This window comes from Methylocaldum sp., assembly GCF_035627495.1.
In the GTDB taxonomy this organism is placed as follows: domain Bacteria; phylum Pseudomonadota; class Gammaproteobacteria; order Methylococcales; family Methylococcaceae; genus Methylocaldum.
On sequence record NZ_DASPLO010000012.1, the window covers coordinates 40566 to 66808 of the forward strand.

30 protein-coding genes are annotated in these 26243 nt (G+C 58.5%); 8 read left to right on the forward strand and 22 right to left on the reverse strand.

All coding sequences use genetic code 11. The features are described 5' to 3' along the window. Positions 1-218: 218 nt before the first annotated feature. Both VEB01_RS01425 and VEB01_RS01430 read right to left on the reverse strand, forming a co-directional pair. Positions 219-944, reverse strand: coding sequence for an RES family NAD+ phosphorylase (locus tag VEB01_RS01425; RefSeq protein WP_324872320.1), 726 nt, complete (start codon positions 942-944; stop codon positions 219-221). Further along, positions 904-1284, reverse strand: coding sequence for an MbcA/ParS/Xre antitoxin family protein (locus VEB01_RS01430; RefSeq protein WP_324872321.1), 381 nt, complete (start codon positions 1282-1284; stop codon positions 904-906). The genes VEB01_RS01425 and VEB01_RS01430 overlap by 41 nt, the downstream gene beginning before the upstream one ends. Positions 1285-1503: 219 nt before the next feature. Here VEB01_RS01430 and VEB01_RS01435 point away from each other — a divergent pair, with 219 nt between their 5' ends. Together VEB01_RS01435 and VEB01_RS01440 are read left to right on the forward strand one after the other, a co-directional pair. Then, the gene (locus VEB01_RS01435) at positions 1504-1719 is read left to right on the forward strand and encodes a TOBE domain-containing protein (protein ID WP_324872322.1); all 216 of its coding nucleotides are present in this window, start codon (positions 1504-1506) and stop codon (positions 1717-1719) included. A 60-nt stretch (positions 1720-1779) separates the two neighbouring features. Beyond that, a complete protein-coding gene (locus VEB01_RS01440; RefSeq protein ID WP_324872323.1) occupies positions 1780-4218 on the forward strand; it encodes an AMP-binding protein in 2439 nt (812 codons plus the stop codon). A gap of 41 nt (positions 4219-4259) precedes the next feature. On the opposite strand, the gene der is transcribed toward VEB01_RS01440, so the two are convergent. From der to VEB01_RS01520, 16 genes are all read right to left on the reverse strand, one after another. Further along, a complete protein-coding gene (gene der, locus VEB01_RS01445; RefSeq protein WP_324872324.1) occupies positions 4260-5651 on the reverse strand; it encodes a ribosome biogenesis GTPase Der in 1392 nt (463 codons plus the stop codon). Between the two features lie 3 nt (positions 5652-5654). Continuing rightward, complete coding sequence (gene bamB / locus VEB01_RS01450; protein ID WP_324872325.1) at positions 5655-6884, reverse strand: outer membrane protein assembly factor BamB; 1230 nt, start codon at positions 6882-6884, stop codon at positions 5655-5657. Further along, positions 6884-7531 carry a YfgM family protein gene (locus VEB01_RS01455; RefSeq protein WP_324872326.1) on the reverse strand — a complete coding sequence of 216 codons (648 nt, stop codon included), beginning with the start codon at positions 7529-7531 and terminating at the stop codon, positions 6884-6886. The genes bamB and VEB01_RS01455 overlap by 1 nt, the downstream gene beginning before the upstream one ends. 15 nt (positions 7532-7546) lie before the next feature. Then, the gene (gene hisS / locus VEB01_RS01460; protein WP_349255735.1) at positions 7547-8818 is read right to left on the reverse strand and encodes a histidine--tRNA ligase; all 1272 of its coding nucleotides are present in this window, start codon (positions 8816-8818) and stop codon (positions 7547-7549) included. A 36-nt stretch (positions 8819-8854) separates the two neighbouring features. After that, complete coding sequence (gene pilW, locus VEB01_RS01465; protein ID WP_324872328.1) at positions 8855-9625, reverse strand: type IV pilus biogenesis/stability protein PilW; 771 nt, start codon at positions 9623-9625, stop codon at positions 8855-8857. Next, the gene (gene rlmN, locus VEB01_RS01470; RefSeq protein WP_324872329.1) at positions 9622-10722 is read right to left on the reverse strand and encodes a dual-specificity RNA methyltransferase RlmN; all 1101 of its coding nucleotides are present in this window, start codon (positions 10720-10722) and stop codon (positions 9622-9624) included. Before rlmN ends, pilW begins: the two co-directional genes overlap by 4 nt. Continuing rightward, positions 10697-11128 (reverse strand): nucleoside-diphosphate kinase, encoded by a 432-nt coding sequence (ndk, locus tag VEB01_RS01475; protein ID WP_324872330.1) that lies wholly within the window; start codon positions 11126-11128, stop codon positions 10697-10699. The genes rlmN and ndk overlap by 26 nt, the downstream gene beginning before the upstream one ends. A 216-nt stretch (positions 11129-11344) precedes the next feature. After that, a complete protein-coding gene (locus tag VEB01_RS01480) occupies positions 11345-11668 on the reverse strand; it encodes a HesB/IscA family protein (RefSeq protein ID WP_324872331.1) in 324 nt (107 codons plus the stop codon). Positions 11669-11789: 121 nt separating this feature from the next. Then, positions 11790-12950, reverse strand: a complete 1161-nt coding sequence (locus VEB01_RS01485; protein ID WP_324872332.1) for a cysteine desulfurase family protein — start codon at positions 12948-12950, stop codon at positions 11790-11792. A gap of 12 nt (positions 12951-12962) precedes the next feature. Beyond that, on the reverse strand, positions 12963-13451 hold the full coding sequence (iscR, locus tag VEB01_RS01490; RefSeq protein ID WP_324872333.1) for a Fe-S cluster assembly transcriptional regulator IscR: 489 nt from the start codon (positions 13449-13451) through the stop codon (positions 12963-12965). A 253-nt stretch (positions 13452-13704) separates the two neighbouring features. Beyond that, entirely contained in the window at positions 13705-14319 is a 615-nt protein-coding gene (gmk, locus tag VEB01_RS01495; protein ID WP_324872334.1) for a guanylate kinase, read from the reverse strand. A gap of 172 nt (positions 14320-14491) precedes the next feature. Then, positions 14492-14893, reverse strand: coding sequence for a c-type cytochrome (locus VEB01_RS01500; protein ID WP_324872335.1), 402 nt, complete (start codon positions 14891-14893; stop codon positions 14492-14494). A 169-nt stretch (positions 14894-15062) separates the two neighbouring features. Then, positions 15063-15659 carry a cytochrome c oxidase subunit 3 gene (locus tag VEB01_RS01505; RefSeq protein ID WP_324872336.1) on the reverse strand — a complete coding sequence of 199 codons (597 nt, stop codon included), beginning with the start codon at positions 15657-15659 and terminating at the stop codon, positions 15063-15065. Beyond that, positions 15656-16129: a c-type cytochrome gene (locus VEB01_RS01510; RefSeq protein WP_324872337.1), complete on the reverse strand. Its 474-nt coding sequence runs from the start codon at positions 16127-16129 to the stop codon at positions 15656-15658. Before VEB01_RS01510 ends, VEB01_RS01505 begins: the two co-directional genes overlap by 4 nt. Further along, a complete protein-coding gene (locus VEB01_RS01515; protein WP_324872338.1) occupies positions 16099-16989 on the reverse strand; it encodes a substrate-binding domain-containing protein in 891 nt (296 codons plus the stop codon). The genes VEB01_RS01510 and VEB01_RS01515 overlap by 31 nt, the downstream gene beginning before the upstream one ends. Continuing rightward, positions 16970-18676 carry a methanol/ethanol family PQQ-dependent dehydrogenase gene (locus VEB01_RS01520; RefSeq protein WP_324872339.1) on the reverse strand — a complete coding sequence of 569 codons (1707 nt, stop codon included), beginning with the start codon at positions 18674-18676 and terminating at the stop codon, positions 16970-16972. The genes VEB01_RS01515 and VEB01_RS01520 overlap by 20 nt, the downstream gene beginning before the upstream one ends. A 119-nt stretch (positions 18677-18795) precedes the next feature. Between VEB01_RS01520 and VEB01_RS01525 the strand changes: the two genes are divergently transcribed. Continuing rightward, complete coding sequence (locus tag VEB01_RS01525) at positions 18796-19080, forward strand: hypothetical protein (RefSeq protein ID WP_324872340.1); 285 nt, start codon at positions 18796-18798, stop codon at positions 19078-19080. Between the two features lie 52 nt (positions 19081-19132). Here the strand turns inward: VEB01_RS01525 and VEB01_RS01530 are convergent, their stop codons facing one another. The 3 genes from VEB01_RS01530 to VEB01_RS01540 all read right to left on the reverse strand — a co-directional run bounded on the left by VEB01_RS01530 (position 19133) and on the right by VEB01_RS01540 (position 21304). After that, positions 19133-19540: a BON domain-containing protein gene (locus VEB01_RS01530; RefSeq protein WP_324872341.1), complete on the reverse strand. Its 408-nt coding sequence runs from the start codon at positions 19538-19540 to the stop codon at positions 19133-19135. 196 nt (positions 19541-19736) lie between these two features. Continuing rightward, positions 19737-19961, reverse strand: a complete 225-nt coding sequence (locus tag VEB01_RS01535) for a hypothetical protein (RefSeq protein ID WP_324872342.1) — start codon at positions 19959-19961, stop codon at positions 19737-19739. 992 nt (positions 19962-20953) lie between these two features. Further along, positions 20954-21304, reverse strand: coding sequence for a hypothetical protein (locus tag VEB01_RS01540; protein ID WP_324872343.1), 351 nt, complete (start codon positions 21302-21304; stop codon positions 20954-20956). Positions 21305-21554: 250 nt separating this feature from the next. Between VEB01_RS01540 and VEB01_RS01545 the strand changes: the two genes are divergently transcribed. Further along, a complete protein-coding gene (locus VEB01_RS01545; RefSeq protein WP_324872344.1) occupies positions 21555-22451 on the forward strand; it encodes an alpha/beta hydrolase family protein in 897 nt (298 codons plus the stop codon). A 53-nt stretch (positions 22452-22504) separates the two neighbouring features. Beyond that, on the forward strand, positions 22505-22750 hold the full coding sequence (locus VEB01_RS01550; protein WP_324872345.1) for a hypothetical protein: 246 nt from the start codon (positions 22505-22507) through the stop codon (positions 22748-22750). A 171-nt stretch (positions 22751-22921) separates the two neighbouring features. Here the strand turns inward: VEB01_RS01550 and VEB01_RS01555 are convergent, their stop codons facing one another. Continuing rightward, complete coding sequence (locus tag VEB01_RS01555) at positions 22922-23791, reverse strand: YicC/YloC family endoribonuclease (protein WP_324872346.1); 870 nt, start codon at positions 23789-23791, stop codon at positions 22922-22924. Between the two features lie 227 nt (positions 23792-24018). On the opposite strand from VEB01_RS01555, the gene VEB01_RS01560 reads away from it, so the two are divergent. From VEB01_RS01560 to VEB01_RS01570, 3 genes are all read left to right on the forward strand, one after another. After that, positions 24019-24891, forward strand: coding sequence for a serine/threonine protein kinase (locus VEB01_RS01560; protein ID WP_324872347.1), 873 nt, complete (start codon positions 24019-24021; stop codon positions 24889-24891). A gap of 155 nt (positions 24892-25046) precedes the next feature. Further along, positions 25047-25484, forward strand: a complete 438-nt coding sequence (locus VEB01_RS01565) for a sigma D regulator (RefSeq protein ID WP_324872348.1) — start codon at positions 25047-25049, stop codon at positions 25482-25484. 74 nt (positions 25485-25558) lie between these two features. Beyond that, a complete protein-coding gene (locus tag VEB01_RS01570) occupies positions 25559-26113 on the forward strand; it encodes an NUDIX hydrolase (RefSeq protein ID WP_324872349.1) in 555 nt (184 codons plus the stop codon). The last annotated feature ends 130 nt before the right edge of the window (positions 26114-26243 follow it).

Consider the following 26243-nt stretch of genomic DNA (forward strand, 5'->3'; position numbering starts at 1 on the left):
CGTGAAAATCGAAAATCTAATGGAGAGACTCAACTGGTTTTTGCCTGAACCTCCTGCCGAGGTGGAGTCAACGATTAAGAATTCACCCGGTTTTGACAGGTTAATGGAGTAAATTCCACGTCAGAATGGCTCGCTCGTGAGTTTTTACACAGCCTGGGCCGAATGCGGTCCCTCTGAGGCTGGAAATGACGTTAGGCCGCAAAGATCAAACCCGCTCATCAGAAGTCAAATACCCAGCTTTCCCGATCCAACTGCCGCTGCAGAACGATCCGGTGCGGCGGTTGGATCAGCAGGGTCCAGGTTTGCTGGTGGTTTCGGTAAGGCTCCTTTACCGATTTGAACGGCTGTGGCGCCAGCACGGCCAGGCAGAAACCGCCGGGCGCGCGGACCGATTCATAGCGAATCAGACCGATGCCGGCTTCCCGTGCGTGTTCCGCCAGCAATTGCGTTCCCGCGTAATCGACAGGGTGCGTCCAGGATTCCCGATCGGAGGCCAGGGGCGGCGCTGAAAGATCGATGGCTTTATGGGCGTCCACATGAAATTCGAACAGCGTCAACTCGACGCTCGCGGAGCGGCCCGACAAGCCTTCGCTATCCAGCCAAAACCGCAGCCGCCAGTAGCTGCATTCGGCGCAGGCCGTTCGGCGGTCCTCGGCGCCGTAAAAAACGCCGGGGTCGGCGCGTCGGCGAAATTGCGACCCGCCCGGCAGCGGCCAATAGCGGAAAGGCGTTGCCAACAGCCAGTGCAAGCCGTGGGCCTCGACGGGCAGGCGGGGCTTGGCTTCATCGAGGATGTCCTCCAGCAGCGTCTGATCTTCCAGATTGCCCGAGGTCAGGTGCATGGTGGCGACCCGATGCTGGGCCTCCACCGCCCGCCAGCCGTTCCCCCGCCAAGGGCGGGACTCAGACGCGAGCGCGGTGGGCGTCCAGATATTCGCAGGCATGTATCAGGCCGTCGACGCGCTTGATGACCTCCATCGGCCGCTGTCCGTCGAAGGCGCGGTTGGTCGATTTCAACCAGCTTCGGGCCAGCTCGTCGTCGCCGCCTACCAGCGAGGACAGCGAACGATACAGGCGCACGAAATGGGCGGCCAGCTCCCAGGGCTTGCCGCCTTCGGGAAGGGCGTATCGGCCGTTCAACAGCCGGGAAGCGGTCGGTTGGCTGGCACCGATGATGCCTTTCAGATCGCTGGGACCCAATCCCAGGCGGCGAGCGGCCTCGATCACCGCTTGAGTGAGGACGCGTGAGCGGTCTGTAGCAGGAGCGGAAGCCGAGCGTGTCATGGTGTCGTCCCTCATTTGCTTGCCGATATATTTATTCTCAGGAATAAAATTATCACAAAATATCTTATGTGAATATCCATTAGAGGGCGGCGTTTGCAAAACCAGCCAGGAATTATTGGAACTCTTCATGCATCTACAGGAGCCCCCGCTTTCTCGATGCGAAAAATTCTCAACCGGCTGACAATCCGAACCTCGTTTTCCCTACTCAGAAGATTGGCCATGAAAGCAAGCGCGCGCAATCAGTTGAAAGGCATGGTCAAACATATACAAAAGGGCGCGGTGAATTCCGAAATCGTGATCGAATTGGCAGGCGGTGACTCGGTGGCCGCCACCGTAACCAACGAGAGCGTGGATTCGATGGGACTCCGCGTGGGCGATACGGCGTGCGCCGTGTTCAAGGCGGGGTCGGTCGTTCTCGGGGTTGCGGCTTCTTAACCGCACTCTGTTGACTTACGGTCGGTATTCGCCCCCCTAACCCAGAAAGGCCAAAACCACATGGATTCGCTAGCCGTATTCTTCGATCAGCAAACCAGGCTTCACGGCTCCCGGACAGCCGTTCGCTACCGGCCGAGATATCGGACCATCCGCTGGAGTTACGACGAGTTGAGGGAGCACGTACTCGGACTGACGCAAGCACTGTCCGCACATGGCGTCGAATCGGGAGACCGGGTCGTTCTTTGCGCCGAAAACTCGCCGTACTGGGTCGCGGCCTTTTTCGCTATCCTAGCCCGTGGCGGAGTGGTGGTTCCGCTGAATCCGAAAAGCACACCGGACCAGATCAACCGGATCAGCAAGTCCGCCGAGCCTAAGCTCGCCCTGCTGTCGTCCTCGCTCGTCTGGCCCAATGAGGCCGTGCCTTTCTTGCCGGTTGATTCGGCCTACCCCATTGACGAAGCTGCGGCCATTCGGGATCGGACCATATTCGAGAAACCCGGCGAACTTGCCGAGATCATCTATACCTCGGGGACTACCGGCGATCCGAAGGGTGTCATGCTCTCTCATCGAAATCTCCTGGCCGATCTCGACGCCGTGGCGAAAGCGGTACCTTTGACGCCCGACGATCATGTCCTCACCTTGCTCCCGCTGTTTCACGTATTCGGTCAAATGACGAGCCTCTTGTGCTCGCTGCACAGCGGATGCTCGGTCACCTACCTCGCCGCCCCGACGACCCGCGCCATCCGCGAAGCCCTGACCCATACGCCGGCGACTCATCTGGTCGTGGTGCCCGAAGTGCTCAAAACGATGATGGACCGTCTCGAAAGCCGGCTGGGCCGAATGCCGGGTTTTCTCCGGCGCGTGCTGCGCGACCGCATCCGCTCCCGCATCTCCGGCACGCTGCGGACCATCGTGTGCGGCGGCGCGCCGCTCGATCCGACGCTCGAGGAAAAATGGTGGAACCTCGGCTTCGAAGTCCTGCAAGGCTACGGACTCACCGAAACGAGCCCCGTCATCAGTACGAACACCTCCGCTGCCCACCGTACGGGATCGGTCGGAAAACCCTTAGACGGAGTCGAGGTCAGGCTCGCTCAGGACAGCGAGATTCTGGTCCGCGGCCCGATCGTGATGCACGGATACTATCGGGATGCTCAACGCACCGAAGCCGTTCTGGCCAATGGCTGGCTCAAAACCGAGGATGCCGGACGATTCGACGAAGACGGATTTCTGTATGTTTTCGGGCGCAAGAAATACATGATCCTCGGACCGAGCGGCGAAAACGTCTTTCCGGAGGATCTGGAAGCCGAGCTGAACCGCGTTCCCGGCGTCATCGACAGCGCCGTGGTCGGCTTGCCGAAAGACGGCCGGACCATCATTCACGCCGCGCTCCTCTGCGAGCCTAACCAGGCTGCCGGCATCGTGGCCGAGACCAACCGTCACTTGGCGCCGCACCAACAAATCATGAGCTGGTCGGTCTGGCCCGAACCCGATTTTCCACGCTCCGTCACGCGCAAAGTAAAAAAAGAGGAGGTCATCAAGAAACTCGGCAGCCAGCCTGCCAGCCAAGCGCCCCAAGGCGGACGGATCACGCCGCTCAAGCGGCTGCTGGCCGAGGTGACGCAAACCGATATCGGAGCCGTCGGCGATTCGACGCAAATCGTATCCGACCTGAATCTGGATTCTCTGCTGCGGATCGAACTGGTTTCGCGGATCGAGGACGAACTCGGGGTTTACGTCGAAGAAGTGCAAATCACGCCGGAGCTGACTGTCGCCGACTTGGAAGCGCTGGTGCAAAGCCAAAAGGGGCAAATGCCCAAGCTCGGCCGATATCCGCGCTGGTCGAACTCCGCCTGGGCCAGCCGATTACGTCCTTTGGCACAACAGATTCTCTTCCGCTGGTGGCTTCCGGCCTTTTGCAGGTTGCGCGTAGACGGCGAGGAGCACCTGGCGAACCTCCCGGAGCCCGTGATTTTCATGGCGAATCACCGCAGTTTCCTCGATCCCGTCATCGCAACCTGGGTCATTCCCGCAGCCGTTCGCTCGCGCCTCGGCATCGCGGCCGGCACCGAGGTACTTTACGGCGAGTACGGGTGGTTTGCGCCGCTGGCGGAACTCACGTTCAATTCCTTTCCGTTTCCCACCCGGGCCGACGAAAACATCCGGCCGGGACTCGATTATACCGGCCGCATGCTCGATGACGGCTGGAACGTTCTGATTTTCCCCGAAGGACAACTGAACCGTTCCGAACGGCCGCTGCTGAGCTTGAAAGGCGGTACCGGTGTGGTCGCCGTCGAGATGGGAGTTCCCGTCGTTCCACTAGTCATCCAGGGGTCGGAGAAAATCCTGCCTCCCGGCGCGATCCTCCCGAAGAGACGGAGTCAAGTGACCGTGCGCTTTGGGCAGCCTCTACGTCTGGCGGGAGAGGGATACGCTGACGCAACGGCGCGCATCGAATCGCATCTGCGGCATTTACTGGGAGATTGGGAAGGAAGCGAATGAGCCGACGCCATCCCCGGCGGCATCGGCCATCCGAGAAGCGGTCAGGTCTTTTTCTTGTGCCTGATCAGGCGCCGGCGCTTTCGGACCTGCCGGGCGGTCAGCTCGTTGCGCTTGCCCTTGAACGGATTCTCGCTGCTCTTGAATTCGAGCTTGATCGGCGTTCCCTGGATGTCCAAGGCATCCCGAAAGGTGTTGATCAGATAGCGTTTGTACGCGCCCGGAACTTCTTCCGTCTGGTTGCCGTGGATCACGATGACCGGCGGGTTCTGACCGCCCTGATGGGCGTATTTGAGCTTGATGCGACGGCCCCGGACCAAGGGAGGTTGGTGGGCGACCAAGGCATCCTGAAGGATTTTGGTTAGCCGCGAAGCGGACAAATCCCGCATCGAGGCATCGTAAATGGATTCGACCGTATCGAGCAGATTGCCCACACCGGTACCGTGCAGGGCGGAGATGTAATGTTTCTCCGCAAAATCGAGAAACGGCAGTTTCAAATCGATCTGGCGGCGGATTTGATCCTTCTGGTCCGGGCTCAGTCCATCCCATTTATTCAGGCCGATGATGAGCCCGCGGCCGATTTCCAGAACCATTCCCAAAAGATTCGCGTCCTGGTCGGTCACCCCCTCGCGGGCATCGATCAGGAAGATCACCACGTGGGCCTTTTCGATGGCTTGAAGGGCTTTGATGACGCTGAATTTTTCGATGGTTTCCGAAACTTTCCCGCGGCGGCGGATTCCGGCCGTATCGATCAGGGTATAGGCTTTGCCATGACGCTCGAAGGGGATGTAGACGCTATCCCGCGTGGTTCCGGGCTGGTCGTAAACGACCATCCGATTCTCGCCCAGAATGCGGTTCACCAAGGTGGATTTACCCACATTGGGGCGTCCCACCACGGCAATGCGGATGCCCGGCGATTCTTCCATGGATTCAGGCTCTTCCGGAGTCGGCAATCTTGCTTCCAGCTCGTCCAGCAGCGTGTCGATTCCGAGGGCATGGGAAGCCGAGATGGGATGTGGTTCACCGAGGCCAAGCGCGAAGAACTCGCCCGCCACTACGGCCAAATCCGCCCGGTCGATCTTGTTTACCACCAGAAAAACGGGTTTCCCGGTCTTGCGCAAGCGTTCGGCTATGGCTTCGTCGCCGGCATTGAGGCCGTGCCGGGCGTCGACCAGCAACAGGATCAGGTCCGCTTCTTCCAACGCGTAACTCACCTGCCGCATCGCCTGCTCGTCGATGCCGGCGTCGGTCTCGACGATACCGCCGGTGTCGACCACGAAATAATCCCGCTGACCGCGTCTTACCCGGCCGTACTGCCGGTCGCGGGTCAAACCCGGAAAATCGGCGACGAGTGCGTCGCGGGTCCTGGTCAGATAATTGAATAAGGTGGACTTGCCTACATTAGGGCGGCCCACCAGGGCGACCACGGGCAACATGGGCTACTCCAATCGCAAACGGTCATCCGGGGAGCGCCCGGATGACCCTTCCACCGCAACGGCGGCCACGGTGCCGCCGCTGGTATAAACGTAGATGACGTCGTCGAACACGACGGGCGCCGCCTCGATAGGATTCTTGTCGACTCTCACCCGCCCCACCAGGCTACCGTCTTCCTGGGAGAGCAGATGGAGATAACCTTCTAAATCGCCGACCACCACGTAATCCTTGACCAAAACCGGAGTCGTCAGACGCCGCTGGTGTAACTCGTCCTGCTTCCACAGATCGGCGCCGCTGCGTATGTCCAGTTGCCACACGTCGCTGCTGGCGTCGGTCACAAACAGGGTGCGGCGAGCCGCCGCCATACCGGCGTAAGAAGAAAGCTCGGTTCGGCGCCACTGCACCTCGCCGTCCCTTAACGATACTGCGGCCACGCCGCCTTGATAACCAGTCACGTAGATTGTGTCTCCCTTCACTATTGGATCGGAATCCATGTCGACCAAGCGCTCTATTTCGGAGCGGCCGTGAGGCAAGGCGACGGTCGCTTCCCACTCGGGTTTGCCGTCCGAGAGGCTCAGGGTGATCAGTTTGCCGCTGCCATAACCGTCCAGCACCAAATCGTCTGCAATCGTCGGCGAACCTCGGCTGCGAATCGAAAGCGCCGGTATCGTGCGGTCATGATACCAGCGTGTCGCACCGGTTTTTTCATCGAGCGCGGTGATGCGTCCGTCGCTGCTCCGCACCACCACCGTGTCGCCCTCGACGCGCGGCAAGGCGAGAATCTCGCTGGACACGTTAGTCTTCCAGAGAATCGAACCGTCGCCGTCACTCAGAGCGACCACCTCGGCGTTGCTGGTGCCGAGTATGAGCTTGCTCTCACCGGCCACGGGTCCGGCGGAAACGGGCAGCTCGATATCCACTGACCACAGCTTGTCGCCGTTGAGGCGACTGCGGGCCTGTACTTTGCCTTTACGGTCGGCAGCGAAAACCTTGTCTTCGGTGACGGCGGGAACCAAGTTGACGTACTGCTTGGCATAGCCTTTACCCACCGAGGCGTCCCAAAGCACCGTCATCTTAACCGCCGGCTCGAAATCTTCGAGTTCCGCGGGAGGGTCGACATTGTCCGAACTGCCGAAATACTCTCCGATACCGGAAGCCGCCTCTTTCAGGGCGCCCAGACCGCTACAGCCCGTCAGCAGCAAGCTGTACAAGAACAAAATAAGAAAACGACGCATCAGGGCCCAGCAGGTTTCGGCGCGGTCGGCAAATCGTTGAGCTTCAGCTCCAGCAGCGGGGAGGGTTCACCGAATTGTTTCGCCGTTTCGTAAGCCTTGCGGGCTTCATCCGGCCGATTGGCGGCGGCGTACAAATCGCCTTTGAGCTCTTCGTAGAGTCCCGCAAATTTGCCCATCTGCTCCGAGGTCAGGGGTTCCAGCATGCCCAGCGCCGGGCCGATTTCGCCCGAAGCCAGCATCACCTGCCCGAGACGAAGCCTTGCGATATGCTTGAAATTTTCGTCCTTGGTTTTGGCGAGGGTTTCTTCCAGGATCGTCTTCGCGCCGGCCAAATCGTTGGAGTCGACCTTGAGCTTGGCGAGCAGCAACCGGGCGTAATCGGCATACGTGGTCGACGGATACGTGGCAACGACCCGCTCGCCCAATTTGATTGCCGGTTCGGTTTGCTTGGTTTCGGCCGCCTTCAGCATCTGCTGATAAAGATTGGACGCCTGCTCCTGCTGGGTCCGGACATTGCCTTGCCACATGTTCCAACCGATGATAACCGCGACACCCAGCAGAACACCGAGAATTAGCGATTGCCGATTTTCTTTCCACCACCGCTGGAGCGCTTCTAACCGCTCTTCTTCCGTCAAATAAGCTTCCACTCGAACCTCGTCGCGTTAAATGAGTGTTTGCAAAAAAGGGATCAATTCGGATTGCGAAAGAGTCGCCTGATCGGCGTCCGTGCGTAAGTGCTTGATGCCGATCAGCTGATCTCGCGCCTCATCGTCGCCCATGATCAATGCCAGAGCGGCGCCGCTTTTGTCCGCCCGCTTGAACTGGCTTTTAAAACTGCCGCCCCCGCAGTTCACCAGGAGCCTCAAGCCCGGCAGAGCATCGCGCAAAGTCTCGGCCAGCAAGGCTCCCCGCCGTTCGGCGTGCTCACCCACGCGGATCAGATAGGCGTGGGGATGCGCCGCGGCATCAAGCTTTTCGGGGGCATCGAGGAGCTCGATCAGCCGCTCAACTCCGAGGGCAAACCCGATCGCGGAGGAGGCTTTGCCACCCAGCTGTTCGATCAGACCGTCGTAACGCCCACCGGCGCAGACCGTACCCTGAGCCCCCAGCTCGTGAGTCACCCATTCGAAAACCGTCCGCGAATAATAATCGAGACCACGCACCAGCCGGGGGTTCACCGAGTATGCGATGCCGGCCTCGTCGAGAAGCTCCTTCAGCCGTTGAAAGTGAACTCTGGATTCCTCGCCCAGTTCATCCGCCAAAATCGGAGCCGCCTGAATCAGCTCGTGCATGGCGGGATTTTTGGTGTCAAGAATACGCAAAGGGTTGGATTCCAAGCGTCTCTGGCTGTCTTCGTCCAGCTGCCCGTAGTGCGCGCGGAAGAACTCCACCAGCTTGGCGCGATACACGTGCCGCTCTTCGGCCGTGCCCAGGGTGTTGATCTGCAATTCGAGCTTGTGCGCGATCCCCAGTTCCCGCCACAACCGGAAGCTCAGCAAAATCAGCTCGGCATCAATGTCGGGACTCGCCATGCCGTAAGTTTCAACACCAACTTGGTGGAATTGGCGGTAGCGGCCCTTCTGCGGGCGCTCGTGCCGAAACATCGGCCCTGCATACCACAACCGGCTCACCTGGTTATGCAGCAGGCCGTGCTCCATGCAAGCTCGTAAGCAGCCCGCCGTACCTTCCGGACGCAAGGTCAAAGAATCGCCGTTGCGGTCCTCGAAGGTATACATTTCCTTTTCGACGATGTCCGTGACCTCGCCGATGGAGCGTTTGAACAGCTCGGTCTTTTCCACCAGCGGCAGACGGATTTCCTGATAGCCGTAGCTCGCCATGACGCGGCGCACGACCGACTCGACATGCTGCCAGCGCGGCGCGTGATCCGGCAAAATGTCGTGCATACCGCGAACGGCCTGAATTTTTTCCATGATCGAAAGGTATGTCGTGGGGTTGTTTAACAGCGGGAATCAATCCACGGTGGCGTAGCGCTTGGCCTGCACGGCCTCCTTGCTGCCGGGAAACCGGGTCCGCAAAGTCTTCGCATATTCTTTGGCCGTTCGGAAATTGCCGAGCGCCGCTTCGGTCTCCATGCCGACCCATAGCGATCTCGGGTCCGGCGCCGCCACGGCATGGTAGCGCTCCAAAAAAGCGCGCGCGGACATGTGTTGACCGGTCTCGCGGCTTAGCTCAGCCATCTCGAGCAGGGCCGGCGGGAAACGGGAGTCATATTCCAGCGCCTGACGCAGATATTGCTCGGCGTCCGCCTTTTTACCCGCCGACCGGGCGCAAAGCCCGGCATTGGTGAGCGCAATCCAGGGCGAGTTATAGAGCTTCGAACCGATAACCGTCTGGAACTGGCTCATGGCCTCGGCATACTGGCCCTGGGCACACAAAAAACGGCCGTAATTGTTGCGGACGCCGAAGTTATCGGAGTTTGCCGATAACGCCTTCTTGAACTGTTGTTCGGCGTCGGCCGGCTGATCCAGCCGCTGATAGAGCACCGCCAGCGCGTTGTAGGCCTCGCTGTTTCGTCCATCCAGCTCGGTGGCCCGCGTCAGATCCTGCAAGGCAACCTGGTAGTTGCCCGCCTCCATGTATTGAACGCCCTTCTGGACGTAGACCTCGGATTCGCTGAGCGAGCCGTAGGGGTCGTTAGAGCCGGTATTGCGCGCTTTCGACGCGCTGCAGGCGGCGAGCACCATGCACAATACCAGACAAACCAGAACGCGAAGCTTCATGACTGTGCAACCTGTAACCGGTGATGCCGACGCGTGCGATCGTTCACCCGTCCGACCAATTGCCCGCAGGCCGCGTCGATATCGCCGCCACGGGTCTTGCGAGTAGTGGTGGTCAATCCGGCGACGTGCAGCATCTCGCTGAACCGGCGTATGGTTTCGGGGCTGGAGCACCGGTAGTTGGAGCCGGGAAACGGGTTAAACGGAATCAGGTTGACCTTGGATGGCACATGGCTCAACAGCCGAATCAAAGCCTTGGCATGTGCGGGCGTGTCGTTGATGCCATCCAGCATCACGTATTCGAACGTCACCTTGCGGCGGTTTTCGCGGCCCACGTAGCGCTTGCAGGCCGCCAGGAGCTCCTTGATCGGGTATTTCCGGTTGATCGGCACCAGTTCGTTGCGCAATTCGTCGTCCGGCGCGTGCAGCGAAACGGCCAGGCTGATGTCGGTCACTTCGGCAAGCCTGTCCAAGGCCGGAACTATACCTGAGGTGCTGAGCGTCACCCGCCGCTTGGAGAGCCCGTAGGCGAAGTCGTCCAGCATCAAATTGGTGGCAGCGACCACGTTGTTGAAGTTGAGCAAGGGCTCGCCCATGCCCATGAGCACCACGTTGGTCACCCGGTCTTCGCCGAGTTCGCGCCGGGCCACCCAAAGCTGGCTGATGATTTCGGCAGCGCTCAGGTTGCGATTGAAACCTTGTTTCGCCGTAGAGCAAAACGAACATTCCAGGGCGCAACCCACCTGGGACGAAATGCATAAGGTGCCGCGGCCATCCTCGGGAATGAATACCGTCTCGATGCGATTCTGCTCATCCAGTCGCAGCAGCCACTTGCGAGTGCCGTCCGAGGATTTTTGCGCGTAGACGATCTCCGGCACCCGAATTTCGCAACGCTCGGCCAGCTGCGTACGCAGCGACTTGCTCAGGTTGGTCATCGCCGAAAGGTCGTCGACGCCGCGCTGATGTATCCATTGCAGCAGTTGCGTCGCACGAAAAGGCTTTTCCCCGATCTCGACGAAGAAGGCTTCCATTGCCTTCCGGTCGAGGCCGAGAAGATTCAGCTTTTCGCTGGAATTAGCGGGTACGGGGGCAGAGCTCATTCTCTTTGAAGAAAAATGCGATTTCCTGTGCCGCCGTATCCGGTCCGTCGGAACCGTGCACCGCATTTTCGTCGATGCTGACGGCAAAATCGGCACGGATGGTGCCGGGTGCGGCTTCCTTAGGATTGGTGGCGCCCATGATGTCACGGTTCTTGGCAATAGCGTTTTCGCCTTCGAGCACCTGCACCATCACGGGCCCGGTGATCATGAAGCTCACCAGATCGTTAAAGAACGGCCTTGCTTTGTGAACGGCATAAAATCCTTCCGCTTGCTCGCGGGAAAGATGCAGCATTTTAGCCGCGACAATTTTAAGCCCCGCTTTTTCGAAGCGGCTGTAAATCTCGCCGATCACGTTCTTGGCTACAGCGTCGGGTTTGATGATGGACAAGGTGCGTTCGACCGCCATGGGATCTCCTTGATTCGGATTCGCCGGTGTTGTGTAGTGAATGAAAGCCGAGCGCTCTCGGCTTTCGGAAAAAATGCTTGCCGCCCAAATACGGGCAGATAAAACACCGGGATTCTACTGGAAATTTCAGCCGATGATAAGAAATACCCAACCTAGAAGCTGTTTTCAAGCACCAGGGGCATTGCCATGGCGGCGCACAGCAGGCTGAAGACCGTTCTAGACGGCGAAACTCTCCCCGCAACCGCAAGTGGCTTTAACATTGGGATTGTCGAACCGAAACGCTTCGTTGATGCCTTCCCGGCGATAATCCACCTGAATGCCTTCCAGATAGGCCAGATCGCTATCTCTAACGATGACTTTCACGCCATGCTGTTCGAATACGGCATCGTCCGATTCGACCGCGTCTGCATAATCGACCACGTAGGCAAAGCCCGTGCAGCCGGATTTTTTCACGCCGAGCCTGAGCCCTACTCCCTTGCCGCGTTTTTGCAGTTGTTTGGCGATCTGCTGCGCCGCTTTTTCGGTTAACGTAACGGACATAAGCTATCTCTCGAATCGCTGGTTCAAAAAACTTGCAGGCGCTTAAAGCATGCTCTTAGAGGCTGGTTTCAGACATCATGAGCAACGCCGGCAGGCGGTGCGTGAGCTTGAAGACAGCTTCTTAGACAATCGGCATCGCCGGTGTTGCGCCCCGGCTTTCAGGAATGGGTACGCGGACGACCTTTTTCAAGGCCTCCAGAAAACGGTCGGCCTCCGCCTCGGTGTTGCCCTTGCCGAAGCTCGCGCGAATCGCGCTTTTGGCAATCACAGGGTCGACTCCCATGGCTATGAGTACCGGGCTGGGCTCGCCCGCACCGCTGGCGCACGCGGAACCGCTGGACAACGCGAAGCCTTGCCGGTCCAGACTCATAACCAGCGCCTCGCCATCGTAGCCGGCCACGCCGAACTGCACGGTATTGGGTAGCCGCTCCACATGCTCGGCGAACAAGGTCGCACCGGGCATAGCCTTCAGCCCGGCTTCCAGCCGCTTGCGGAGGCCGAGCAGATGAGCCTGTCTTTCCGCCAATTCGGACAACGCCAACTCCGCCGCTTTACCGAAACCGACGATAGCCGCCACGTTCTCGGTGCCGCCGCGCAGCCCTTGCTCCTGTCCGCCGCCATGCAACAAGGGTTCGATCGTGACGGTTTTGTCGAGGATCAGCGCGCCCACGCCTTTGGGACCATAAATCTTGTGTCCCGAGAGGGACATCGCATGCGCGCCGCTAGCTTTGAAGTCGACCGGAACCTTGCCCGCCGCCTGCACCGCATCGCAATGAAAAACAACGCCGCGCTCGCGAAGCAAGCCGACAATCGGCGCGATATCCTGTATCACGCCGGTTTCATTGTTCGCCATCATGAGCGTGACGAATCGGAGATCACCAACCGGCAAAGACTCTACGAAAGAGGGATCGGCCACGCCGTCCCGATTCACCGGGATCGTCGCCACCCGCCAGCCTCTTGGCTTTAAAAATTCCAGCGGCTCCAAAACCGACGGATGCTCGGTGGCGCCTGCGGCGATCAGTCCCGGCTCGCGGGAAAAAGCCAGGCCCTTCAAAGCCAAGTTGTTGGCCTCTGTCCCGCCGCTGGTAAAAACAATCTCGGACGGATGCGCGCCAACCAAGGCAGCAACCTGTTCCCGCGCCGTATCGACCGCGCCGCGGCAGACCCGTCCCATGCGGTATAGGCTGGAGGGATTGCCGTAAAAGGCGCTCAGATAGGGCGCCATTGCGTCCAAGACGCGCTCATCCAGCGGTGTGGTCGCATTGTGATCGAAATAGATCATTTCGGCAGAACGCTAAAGCCGCGTTTCCCGGCGCAACAGAATATCGATGCCTTGGACGCCGGTGGCCTGCTTGTCCTGACGCTCGGCGACCTGGCGAACGCTCTTGCGCTGCAGGACGTCTTGCAGACTGATGGATGCCAGATAGCCGCGGATTTGATCGCTCAGCCCCATCCACAGATCGTGGGTTAGGCAGGGCTGGTTGTTTTGACAGTTGGCCTTGCCGCCGCAGCGCGTCGAGTCGATGGCTTCGTCGACCGCGACAATGATGTCGGCGATGCTGATTTGGCTGGCATCGCGGCTCAATTGATAGCCGCCACCGGGCCCTCGCACCCCCTCAACCATTCCCGCCCGACGCAAACGCGCGAACAATTGCTCCAGGTAAGACAACGAGATGTGTTGTCGCTTGGCGATATCGGTCAACGTCACCGGCCTTTTTTCGCTATGATAGGCCAGATCCAGCATGGCGGTGACGGCGTAGCGGCCTTTCGTCGTTAAGCGCACGGAATGACTCCCGAAATTTCACACTAATATCGTGGGAATTCAGGTTCACATATCCTAGAAAAATAGTCAATTATTCGGGCATCATTTCGTTTTTTCTGTCAAGACGAATCGGTGCTTTTCTATCTCGCTTCGCGGGGCCATCAGCCATAACGGGGTTAAAAAACAGATAGCGCCGCTCTCGTCAATGCTGAACCAACCCGAAAAAACGCCCTAGACACCGGCACAAAAGCCGCAAGATTGAATCGGCGCGAAGTCAGGCCAAAAGGCCGGCAATCAAGTCTTTATATTTCTCGGACTGCCGCCCCGTCTTGAGCCGGCTGATAACCACCACGTTGCGCAGTTCCGCAAGCGCCTGATCGAAGTCGTCGTTCACGATGAGATAGTCGTATTCGCCGTAGTGGGACATTTCCGAGATGGCGTCGCGCATACGGCGGGCAATGGTGTCCGGATCGTCCTGACCGCGGGCTTTGAGCCGCTCCTCCAGCGTGCTGCGCGAAGGCGGCAGGATGAAGACCGAGACGCAACCGGGCATCAGGCTCCGGATTTGCCGGGCGCCTTGCCAGTCGATTTCGAGCAGCACGTCCTGCCCTTCGGATAAGGCTTTTTCCACCGTGGTCCGAGCCGTGCCGTAATAATTGTCGAACACCCTGGCGTGCTCCAGAAATCCGCCCGCCTCGATCATCCTTTCGAATTCGGCACGGCTCACGAAGAAATAATCCTGACCGTGCACCTCGCCCGGACGCTGCGCTCGTGTCGTATGCGACACCGACACCGTGAAACCGTCGAGGCTTTCCCGCAAGGCCCTGACCAAGCTGGTTTTTCCCGCCCCGGATGGAGCCGAAACGATGAACAGCGTGCCGATACTCATGTGCCTTCGAAATGATCCGGATTGGTTTTAAGAATTACTTGATGGATTACGGCTCCGGGCGAGCCCACGATTACAGTGGCGGCTCCAATCGCAAAACGGAGGCGGCCGAAATCGGGCGTATTGGACTATTAGCTTAACATGTCCGTGCCGGCCGCGAGAGCGGGCGGCACACCTACTGCAGCGTGTAGAGAAAGCTGGCGAGATTCCGGGCATCCGCTTCGGTAACACCCGTGTTCGGCATGGCCGTCAAAGGATCGACCGAGGGCGGATCTTGAATCCAGCGCATCAGATTCTCCGGGGTGTTGGTCAGCACGCCGGCGATGTAGACGCGATTGGCGATCCCGCTCAAAGGCGGACCCACCAAGCCGTTCGCGCCTTGGATGCCGGGGATGATATGGCAGGACCCGCAGCCGTATCGGGAGATGGCCGCTCTCCCTAGTTCGGGATCGCCGCCCGTTACAAATGCCGCCACGGGCTCCTCCCGGCGATCGCAAGCGCCAAAAGAGGCGGACAAGATCGCAAGTCCGGCAACAAGCACGCTTCTGCGATGCCCGATTTTAATTCCCTTGCTCATATCCGCGGTCCTGTCGATTAAGGTTGCGAATCGAACCCGGTTCTCATTTATCGCAGGGGCTCAAAATGAGTTGCGGTATCCATTGCGCGAGGATGACGAACGGAGCGGCAACCGTCGCGGCTCCGCCCGACAACATCCTATGGATCTCATCACGCATTACGAACTGTCCTCATAGCCATCGGGGGCCGGAATAAACGACTGCGTAGAGCGGAATCCACGCCAGCACTACGAAATACCAGTAGAACGCGTTGTCGCTGACATCGGAGAAACGCCTTCCCTCCAGAGGGCCGGTAAACATCAGCACAGTCAGCACGGCCGCATCGATAGCGAGGTGAACCGTGTGCAATCCGAGGATGATCCACACGATGGAGCCGTAAGCGTTATTGTCCCAGCGGATGTTCAGCGCCCCGAACTCGAACGCCCGAATGATCAAAAAGACAATCGCGAACCCCAAACATACCGGCAAACCGATCCGCACCGCCCGAAGGTCGTGGCGTTTGGCGGCCCCGTCCGTCCAATAGTTCGGGACGAGACTCACGAGCAGCACCAATGTATTCAGCGTGTCCCACAGCAATTTGGGGGCGGGCAACCCGCCCGGCGGCCATTCGGCCGTGCGCTGCCGGAGATAAAAATAACTCGCCAGCACGAGGGCGAACACCGTCCCCTCAATAGCGATGATGCCCAGCGTGCCCCACCACATCAAGCTGCGGCTGCCGAAGACGTAACTCGGCAATTGCGAGACATCGATGATCCGATGACTGCTCACGGCGGCTTCTCCAGGGGCAAGTCCTTTTCGGCTTCTCCCGGCTTCGGCCAAAACCAGCCGATGAGCCCGATAGCCACGGGGATGCTTCCGCCGAATGCGGGCATACCGTTGGGGCGCCCCTGAATAATGGTGGCGAAGATATTCTGGGGTTCGCCGCCGTAAATCCACTCATCGTCCATCAAAGGCGGCCCTATGCCGCCGCCACCGTGAAAATGGCAGCCCACGCAGTTGTACCAGGAGAACAGGCGCTTTCCTTCCGCCAAGGCATAGGCGTTTGCCTCGTAGGGATTTGCTATCGCGGGGACCGGTGTCGGAGTCCCCGGCTGCAAATCGCTCAGGCGGATGGATTCGATGGCACTCGCAGCGGGCGGCGGCTCGCGGAAGCGACGCTCTTCACGTTCGCAGCCAATCAGAAGGAGAAGAACCGCAATCGGATTGGCTAATGCCGAGAACTTATCGACGATTTCCATTCCGACCGTCCCTTTCGGCTGGAAAGGCGGGTTCCGATCCTTGGCACGCCATAATCGTCGAGAATGGCTTCGATCTCTTTGCTCCTCCGCTCGATGACGCGTTCCAGTTCGCGCCGTAGCCGTTTGTCGCCGTGCCGCACCCCCATCGCGATATCGAATACGAAGGGAAGAGACCGGTCGGCCGATGGCGAGACGGGTACGACAGCGAGCGGAACCGCTTGCCTTTTCGCAAAGTAACCCGCCAAAGGTCCCCATACGATGGCTATGTCGATATCGCCCGCCACCACTGCATCGATGATCCTGGCCGGCGGATTTTCCTGTGAGTAATCGCCATACACGGTATAACCGACCACGTTGTTGATGATCTTCCGGCTGGTCAGGGCATGGGCCGGCGGCGTATTGGCAAAGTCGTCGCCGACGATTTGCACGCCGATCCTGACATCGTGCAACGCAGGATCGTTGAAGGAGCGAATGTTCAGTCCCGAGTCCCGGCGGTAGACGAACACATAGCTGGACCGATAGTACGGCGTCGTCGTCAGCGTAGGTGCGAAATCGCTCGGGACACCGAGAACCACGTCGCACTGGTGGGATTTGAGCGTGTTGCGGATAAAGCCGCGGCGCTGCACCCACCAGGTGTACTTGACTTCGGCGTTCAGATCATGGGCGATGAGATTGCCGATTTTGTTCTCGAAGCCTTCCTGTTTTTGGTTGGAAAAAGGCAGGTTGTTAGGGTCCGAGCAGATGCGGAGCGCGCGCTTTGGAAGATCATCGTTCACCGCCGCAATAGCCGCGGCGGGCCAAAACGCCCAGAGCAAGGCCAGCACCGAGAAAAACCCGGATCTACGGCAACGCGAAAACATAGAGCATCCCTCCCCGCGTCGTATGCTCCGGCAAATCCTTCATGGCGTTGACGAATCCCAGCGCGCCCGTGCCGTCGCGCGGGTCGAGGCCGGCGGCAACGATAGCCCCCGACCAGCCGCCGACGCCGGACAGAATCGCCACATACTGCTTGCCGTCGGGCCCTCGGTAGGTGATCGGTTGACCGATAATCCCGGAGCCGCACTTGAACCGCCACAGCAACTCGCCGGTCCAGGCGTTCACCGCCTTGAACCAGCCTTCCATTGTCCCGTAGAACACCACGTCGCCCGCCGTTGCCAAGGCGCCGCTCCAAACCGGAAACTTCTCCTTGATCTTCCAGACCGCCTTAGCCGCAACAGGGTCCCAGGCGGTGAACTCACCCCGGTGTCCACCCGGACCCGCGTACATCCGGACATTAGCGCCGACGTAAGGCGTGCCGGCAATGTAGTTGGCCTCGATGCCCTCTTCGTCCATGCACATGTTCTGGTGCGGAATGTAAAGCCAGCCGGTTTTCGGGGAATAGGCCGAGGGCTGCCAGTCCTTGCCGCCGGGCGCCGTAGGGCAAATGTCGTGCACGACGGTGTTGAACCGGGGCGTTTTCTCATGCACCTCGATCGGACGCCCGGTTTTCAGGTCGACGCCCTTGGTCGTCGTGATGTGCACGAAGGGCGTGGCGGACAGCACCTCGCCGGTGGTGCGGTCGAGCACATATACATAACCGTTCCGCTCCGGATGAACCAGGACTTTCCGCATCTGCCCGGCGATGGGGAGGTCCAGCAAAACGTTCTCGTTGACACCGTCGTAGTCGTAAAGGTCGTGCGGGCTCCACTGGTAAAACCAGTGGGCTTCGCCCGTGTCCGGATTGCGCGCGAAAACTCCCGCCGTCCACTTGTTGTCGCCGGGGCGCTGCTCGGGATTCCACGGCCCGGGATTGGCCGTGCCGTGATAGATCAGATTCAGCGCGGGATCGTAGGAAATGAAACCCCACACGGTGCCGCCGCCGATTTTCCATGCCTCGGGCGGCCATGTCGCAACGCCCAGATTCTGCCCTTGGTCATGTCGGTAAAACGGCTTGAAGTTGGGGCCGATCAGTACATCCTTATCGGGTCCCGTGGAATACGCCTTCCAGACGACATGGCCGTTGTTCGCATCAAGCGCCGTAAGCCAGCCGCGCACGCCGAATTCGCCGCCGCTGTTCCCCACCAGCACCTTGTTCTTCACGACCAGCGGCGCCATCGTAATGGATTCGCCCAGGTTGATATTGCCGATCCGGGTTTTCCAGACTTCGTTGCCGGTCTTGGCATCGACCGCCACGGTCTGTCCGTCGAGCGTATTGAAGAAAATTCTTTCATTCGAGTACACCGCCCCGCGATTCACGACATCGCAGCATGCCAGCCCTTGAGCCGCGGATAGCGGTTTCGGCTCGTACTTCCATTTGAGGGGCCCACCCGGCCGGGTCAAATCCAGAGCGTAGAGGATGTTCGGGTAAGGAGTCACGATGTACATCGCGTTATCGGCCACGATGGGCGCGGCCTCATGGCCGCGGGACACGCCGGTGGAGAAGGTAAAACTCAGTCGGAGATCATGGACGTTTTCGGCCTTGATTTGATCGAGGGCGCTGAAACGGGTGTTGGCGTAATCCTTGGCCGAAATAAGCCATCGCCCGTCTTCGTCGGACGCTTTTTGCAAAGCAGTGACCGGAGGCCCGGTGTTTTGGGCGAATACCGTTCCTCCGGATAACAGAACCAGTAGAAACGCGGGAAAGATTATCAGCAGGAGGAACCGATCGGTGCACCGGTTATGAAAAGATGGTGAACACGTTCTCCCCGACTTTTGCATCAAGCCTCCTGCTGAAATGCCCTCTCCTTTCGCTTGTATCGGGAAATGCGGTTTTAATTTATGACATGTCTGAAACAGAGGGAGTTCCTACGGGCGAGAAACCTTGGGAGGAGCATTTCGGGCAGCGCGGAACTGAGTTCGGTTGCGTCGATATTTCCGAATTCGACCAGGTAGATCTGCTTCCGGTGGCATCGCGCAAAAAATACCCCGCCGCAGCGGGGTATGAAGCCAAAACGGATAAGCTTTCGGCTTAATTCGGATTTGCCGCCCTTCTACATTTTCCCGTCGAAAGAACAAACAAAGCGATCACGGGGCATTGATTTCCAATTGATTATCAACCTGCTTGACGCCGGCTACTTTACGGGCAATCGATTCCAGCTTTTGTTTTTCCGCCTGATTTTCGACGGGGCCACGCAAGGTTACGAGTCCGTTACGGGTGATAATCTTCGCATTGCGCGCGTTGAGCGAGAGAGATTTGTCTTTGACGATTGACTTTCGTATTGCGGCCGTGATCTTTACATCGCCGCGAGTCTCCTTTTGATCTTCGGGCGTCAAAGTGGCGTCGCCACGATCGCGCACATTCCTTCCCGTATCGTCCACGTCCGTATCGGCGGGCGGAGAATAGGGCTTTGCCTCTTCGGCCTGGACGATGCCGGCCATAAGTATCAAACCGATCGTCAAGGCGAAGGTGCTTGGCAATAATCGTATCGACATCGAGATCTCCTTATCTTGTCGTCTTGATACCCTAAATTAGAACGACGCACCAACCTTACAAATAAGCTTGAATGCATATGTAGAGCTTCTTAATTCCGGAGCCGCGAAGGAGTAAGAAAAATTTCCTGGCAGGGCCACGCCAAAGGCAAAAAGAGACCCGCTAAAACTGGATCAGGACTTGTAAAAGCCCGGGCTTTCAGCTCAGTTCTGAAACGCCACGGGTCAACCCGGCCCGCCGTCGAAACGCCGCCTCGCTCTCGTCCTGACCTCTTTTGACGTCCAGATAGGGGAAGCATCCCGCTTGACGGCAGATGATGCGGCGTAGCCCGCTGCTGTCGTAAATTAGCCGGGTAATCCGCATGGGCGTAGCTTGGCTGTTTTGCCTCTCCTGGGCGGCAATGTGCGGTTCATGTCGGTTCATTTCCGTTGCTCCAACAGGTTAACACGACCCTCAATCGAAGCCTTTTACTGCTCATCTACTCCACCTCGGCAGTGAGTTCAGTGTTCATTTTGATCGCGAAAAGAGCTGCTTGGTTTCCAAAAGTCATTCACGCTCAAATCGATCCCGCCGTCTGCCCGATTCGGTACCGAACAGCGCCCGATAAACCGCACCGAGAGTGCGCTGGTTTACACAGACAGCTCGGCCGATCGTCTGACTAAGACCGTAATACTAAACCTCCAAAGATCTCTGCCCAATACCGCAATCATCGTGAGTTGACGGCAGTTGCGGAACCGGTATTTCGCCTGCATCGGAGATACCGGAATGGTAGCCGATATGAGCGTGAAATACCGTTCGGCTGACGAACGACGAATGTCGCCATTGGACTAAGGGCCAAGGACATGGGACGGCCTTTAACTAAGGTATGTCCGAATCGCTGACGCGTTGGACAAGACGTTATTCATAATTTATCAGGTACGCCAAGCCTTTGTGAAACACGGAAAAAAAGGCCACTCAATAGCCTGTGATTGAATAACGAATAATAGATTAAATCCTTTTTTACAAGGCGTACGACCATCGGTCATTAGGTATATCCTTGAGTACGCCACTAAGCCGAGATCACGTGAATCGACCGGTTGCCAATAAAAAAACCCGGCCAAGGTGGAGCCCGGCCGGGTTGTATCGCGTGCCGAAAGCAACTGTAAGGAGTTGAATCGCGACAGTTTCAGCTTAGACCAGTTCTGCCAGGTGGCAACCCGAACAAGTGCAAATACGGATTCACCTACGGGTGGGGGATCTCACGCACTTTGTAAATCAGGATATTAACGGACTCTGAGCCCCGATTCATTCGGGGCTTTTTTGCCGTTGGTTCAGCCAAAAGAAACCCCGCCGAAGCGGGGAATTCCCGGACTAGCCACGGTGGACAGCGGAGGTTGGCCCGCGGCCCCCCAGGTCCTGAGCCGGGTGATTTCTGCTTATCTATTCTTGCCTTGGCCTCGACCTCCTCTGCCCGAGCCGGCGTCGTCAGTCGTACCTCGCAGGCTCTTCCTTTCCTCGCGCAACTCTCGGTACTGGTCTTGGTAACCGCCACGTTCCTCCGGCGTCATGAGAGATCCACGGCCACCTTCCATCTCACTCGGACGCGCGCCCTCCCTTCCGACTCCCCTGTCCCTTGCACGCTCTTGAACCTCGTCGCGGTACTCTTGCTGGAGGCCCTTTCGATCCTGTCGCAGCTCCTGGTACTGCTCCTGGTATTGTCCGCCCTGCGGCTTATCGACATTCGGACCGTTGCCGCCATCCTTTCTCGCCCAAACTTCGTCAGCCATTAAGGCGGAAAATCCGAATAACATCGCAAAAATAGCGTTCTTGCATTTCATCTCGTTCGCGTCCTCTACTGATGGTTGACCACACGTTCGGCTGCCTTTGCGCGCAGCCCGGCGTGAAAAAACTTGCGCAGCCTCTGCCACGGATATGGCCGGGGTTTTATTGTGCCAACAGATCCGCCAAGGCGAAAGCCGATAACGCAGCGGCTACGAAGGGCTTGTCATTCGAGCAAGGAACCCTGACCATGCCGCCATGAGATTGCTGTTGATCCTCTGTCTGGCGCTGGTCCCGCGAAATCCGGCCGCGGCTCAGGTACCGGGTGTCACTCAGGAGCCGGCCCGGCAAATCGGAGGGGTTCCCGTCTCGCTCTGGACCTATCCAAGCGATGGGCTGAAGGTGAGGGGCTTGCTGTTTCTGCCCCGCACCAAGGACAAGCTGCCGCTGGTTCTCTTCAACCATGATGGCGTGTCGGGCATTTCGAAGGAGCACATGCGGGCTTGCGCGCGTCTGGCGCGAGCCGGCTATGTTGTGTTTGCCCCGTCCTATCGCGGCGAGGACGGTTCGGAAGGATTCATCGAGGTGGCCGCCGGCGAAGTGCGTGATGTGCTGAACGTTCTGCCGCTGCTGGCCCGGGTACCTGGTATCGACGGCGGGCGTGTAGCCCTGGTCGGCCTCTCGCACGGTGCCTTGATCAGCGTGTTGGCGGCTGCCCGGCAGCCCGAAATTGATGCCGTGGTGGCAGCCGATGGCGTGATGGACATCTACGGCTGGTGGCGCTATCTCCAGCAAACCGGCACGTTGGGCCAAGACAATTTGACCCAGCGGGTTTACGGAGACGGCCCGGACGACAAGCCGCTAGCCTTCTCAACCCGCCACGCATTGGCGCAGATTCCAAAGTTGAAAGCGCCGGTGTTGATTCTACACGGCGACCAGGACGACATCGTGCCTGCCGAACAGGCCCTTACGTTCAAGGCCGAATTGGACAGGGCTGGAGTTCCGGCCATCGTGAAGGTCTATCCCCACTGTGGACATGGGTTCCTGGTCTATGTGCCTTACCTCCAGGATGGCGTGGCTCCCGCGGAGTGCACCGAGGCCGAGCAAGCCTGGCAAGCAGTCCTGGCCTTCCTCAAGGAGCACCTCAAATCTTGAAACCGTCTTTGAAATTGCGGGAATGATCCCGAAGAATCGGCGCGAGGGGCATTATGGCGAACAAATGCGGCATCAAGCTGCGATACCCGGTGAAGATCGTGGTAATCAACGATGACGGTTCGAGCACCGATGGCCCCGTCATTGACGATGCCGGGACGCTGAGTGAGGCCGTCGCAATGGCTGAGCGTCAGGGATTCCATCCACGAGATAAAAGCGACGGCGGAAATAGCCGGTTGCTCGTTAATCGCGGAAGCGATTTAGGACAAGGTTATTTCGTAGTTACTGTTTATCCCGATTAAGGATTTCCCGAAAACTCGTCAGGCGGCACCCTTTCGGCTTTCTAGTTTCGGTACCATAGGCTGAGTTGGTAAACCCAGCTATTATCCTAGCCTGGAAAGGTTATCGCTTGGGTTTCGTTCCTAAACCCAGCTACCGGGCTGCCGGCGATGAGACCGATCTTAATAATAATGTCACTCAATATTCTGCGTCTGCTCCCGCATTTGCTCGATCAGCACCTTCATTTCGACCGAAGTTTTGGTCGTTTCGGCATCGGCGGATTTGGAGCCCAGGGTGTTGGCTTCGCGGTTCATTTCCTGAAGTAGAAAATCGAGGCGCCGGCCCACCGGCTCTTTTTGGCGCAAGGCTCGCGTGACTTCGTCGACATGGGCGTTGAGCCGGTCCAACTCTTCGTCGACGTCCAGTTTCTGCGCGAGATAAACCATTTCCTGCTCCAGCCGGTCGGAGTCCGGATTGGCGGATATCTCGGCCAACCGCGCGACGATCTTCTGCCGGATGGATTGCAAGACTTCCGGCATCCGCGCCCGCGCCGCCGCCACGTGCTCTCTCAGTTTGAAACAGCGTTCTTCCAATAAAACCGCCAGTTGACGCCCTTCGTTTTCCCGTACGGCGATGGCTTGCTTTAGGACGGCGGTCAAAAGGTCGAGAACTTCCGCCGCCAGTTGTTCCCGGTCGGCCTCCGGCTCGTGCAGGGCGCCCGGCCATTTCAAGACATCGAGAGCGCTGAAGCCGACCAGCGGCCGATCGCTCAGATCGTCCACTTCGCGGGCGGCGGCCAATAATTTGGCCACCAGGTCGCGATACACGCGGATGTCGGCGCCGCCTTCGGTGCTCTTTTTGCACGACAAGGTGCAATCCAGACGGCCTCGATTGATGAGCGAACCGATGCGGCTGCGGGCGGCCGGCTCCAGAAAACGGAAGGCATCCGGCAAACGCAGGGAAAGATCGAGGTACCGGTGGTTGACCGAACGGACCTCCCAAGTGAAAAGCCAGCCCTGAATTTCTCGTTCGCCGCTGGCGAAAGCGGTCATGCTGCGGATCATAGGAAATCTTGCTTTATACTGATTAAGTTGGAAGTTGGGCTTACGCATTTACCTCCTTCTCGCCGATCTCAAAATTCCCTCACCCTAGCCCTCTCCCAGGAGGAGAGGGGACTAAAGGCGGCTCTGCGTAAATCCTGATCAGAAAAATTTGAATGTTAAGCTGAATCACCCCCATGCGGAAACCCTGGCCAGCCTCTTCGGACAAGCCTCCGAAGGAGTGGTATTTTTTGAAATCGGGAACGATCGTCGATCAGTATATGATCGAGCGCCCCTTGGCCGGCGGCGGATTCAGTTCGGTTTACCTGGCGCGCCAGTTGGCCGATCAGCACCAAGTGGCCATCAAGGAGTACCTACCGCGCCGTCTGGCGCACCGCACACCAGAAGATCATGTCGTGCCGAACAGTGAAGAGGCTCGCTCGATGTTCCTGCGCGGCCGACGGCTATTCCTCGAAGAGGCCAAGGTTCTCACCAGGCTCAAGCATCGCAATATCGTCGAGGTTTTGAATTTCTTTCAGGCCAACTCGACGGTCTACCTGGTGATGACTTTCGAGTACGGAAAAGTCCTTGGCGATTATCTTGTGAAAGAAAAGAAAGGCGGGGTGAGCGACCAGTTCCTGCGGATGGTGTTTCCGGCGCTTCTCGACGGCCTCAGGACGATTCACCAAAACGGGCTGCTGCACCTCGACATCAAGCCGCAGAATATCTTGATCCGCTCGGGCGGCGACCCTCTTCTGCTGGATTTCGGGGCTTCGCAGCCGTATCCGTATGAAGAGCAGGCCCGCATCGGCAAGGTCCTGACCAACGGCTTTTCCCCCATCGAGCAGTACCAGGACGACGGCGCGCTGGGCCCGTGGAGCGACATCTACGCCGTCGGCGCGACCATGCGGATGTGTTTGGACGGCATCCCGCCTCCTGCGGCCCCGGTCCGCGCCGAACGCGATAACCTCATGCCGGCGGTCAAAGCATTCAAGCGCCGCTATCCGCCGGATTTATTGCAGGCCATCGATTTGGCCATGATTGTCGATCCGGCGCACCGCCCCCAATCGATCGACGAATTCTCGCGGCTTCTCTCTCCGGAGAGCCAATCGGCCGAGAATTAGCCAGCCGTTCGTCTCCCAAGCTCCACCGCAAAAACCCGACCTGCGGCGATCCTGCGCCTATAAGTATTTAACTTCGCGAGAAAGGATTGTTCCTGTGCGGAAGATGGCATAATGTATGCCAGCCTTTTCGAAAAGAAAAATCAGGAACAGTCACGATGAGTGCTAGCATCAACGAACGCAGGCAAAACACAAATCAGATGATCGAGGAGCTTCTGGAGGAACGGCGGCAAGTTTGGTCTCTATACTGCGCAATCGGCGGAATGAAGCCCTTTACGGTGGAGCAACCCCTGGAGTCGAAAATCCAGGAGTTCTGCCAATTGCTCATCGATTACATCTCACTCGGCCATTTCGGGATTTACCAGCGCATCATCGACGGCAGCGAGCGTCGGCGGAAAGTTCTTGAAGTGGCGGAGGAAGTTTATCCCCGCATCGCCGAAGCCACCGATGTGGCCGTGGATTTCAACGACAAATACGAAACGCTGTCCGGCGACGAGCTCAGAACCCACCTGGCGAACGACCTTTCCAAGCTCGGGGAGGAATTGGCTATGCGCATCGAACTTGAGGATCAGTTGATTTCGACCATGATCGCTTGATTAAAGCCCTTCAGCGGGCGGCAAGGATTCGCCAACGCGCCAATCTCGCCCAAGCCTAACGCGCGATACGCTTGATGAACTATTGCACCCACTGCGGAGCATCGCTTCGACGGGGCATCCCCGAAGGGGATGATCGTCCGCGTCACATCTGCGATTCCTGCGGGACCATTCATTATCAAAACCCCAAGCTGATCGCCGGATGCATTCCCGTGTGGCACGACCGGGTGCTGCTGTGCAAGCGGGCCATCGAACCGCGTCTCGGCTACTGGACTCTGCCCGCAGGCTTTATGGAACTCGGCGAAAGCTTGCCGGAAGCCGCCCGGCGGGAAGCTCGCGAGGAAGCGAATATCGAAGTGGAACTCGACTCGGCGTACACCCTGTTCAGCCTGCCCCATATTTCTCAGGTGTACGTGTTCTTTCGAGCCCGTATGCTGGAAGAGCGCTATTCCGCGGGCTCCGAAACCCTAGAGGCGCGCCTCTTTAGGGAGGACGAAATCCCCTGGGCTGATATCTCCTTCGAAACGGTCTATCGCTCGTTGCGCCTGTTTTTCGCGGATCGCAAGGAAGGCCGCTATGTCTTTAGAATGGAGGATATCGCGCCGGATCCGCGCAGGATGCGGGAAGGCTGAAGCGCTTCTCGCCATATGCGGCTTGAATCGGGAAGCTCAACAAATCGCCGCCACACTGCTTTGGACGCCATCGATAGGCCACGACAGCTCCGTGTTGCTCTATCCTGCGTCCACCAAACCCACTATCTCG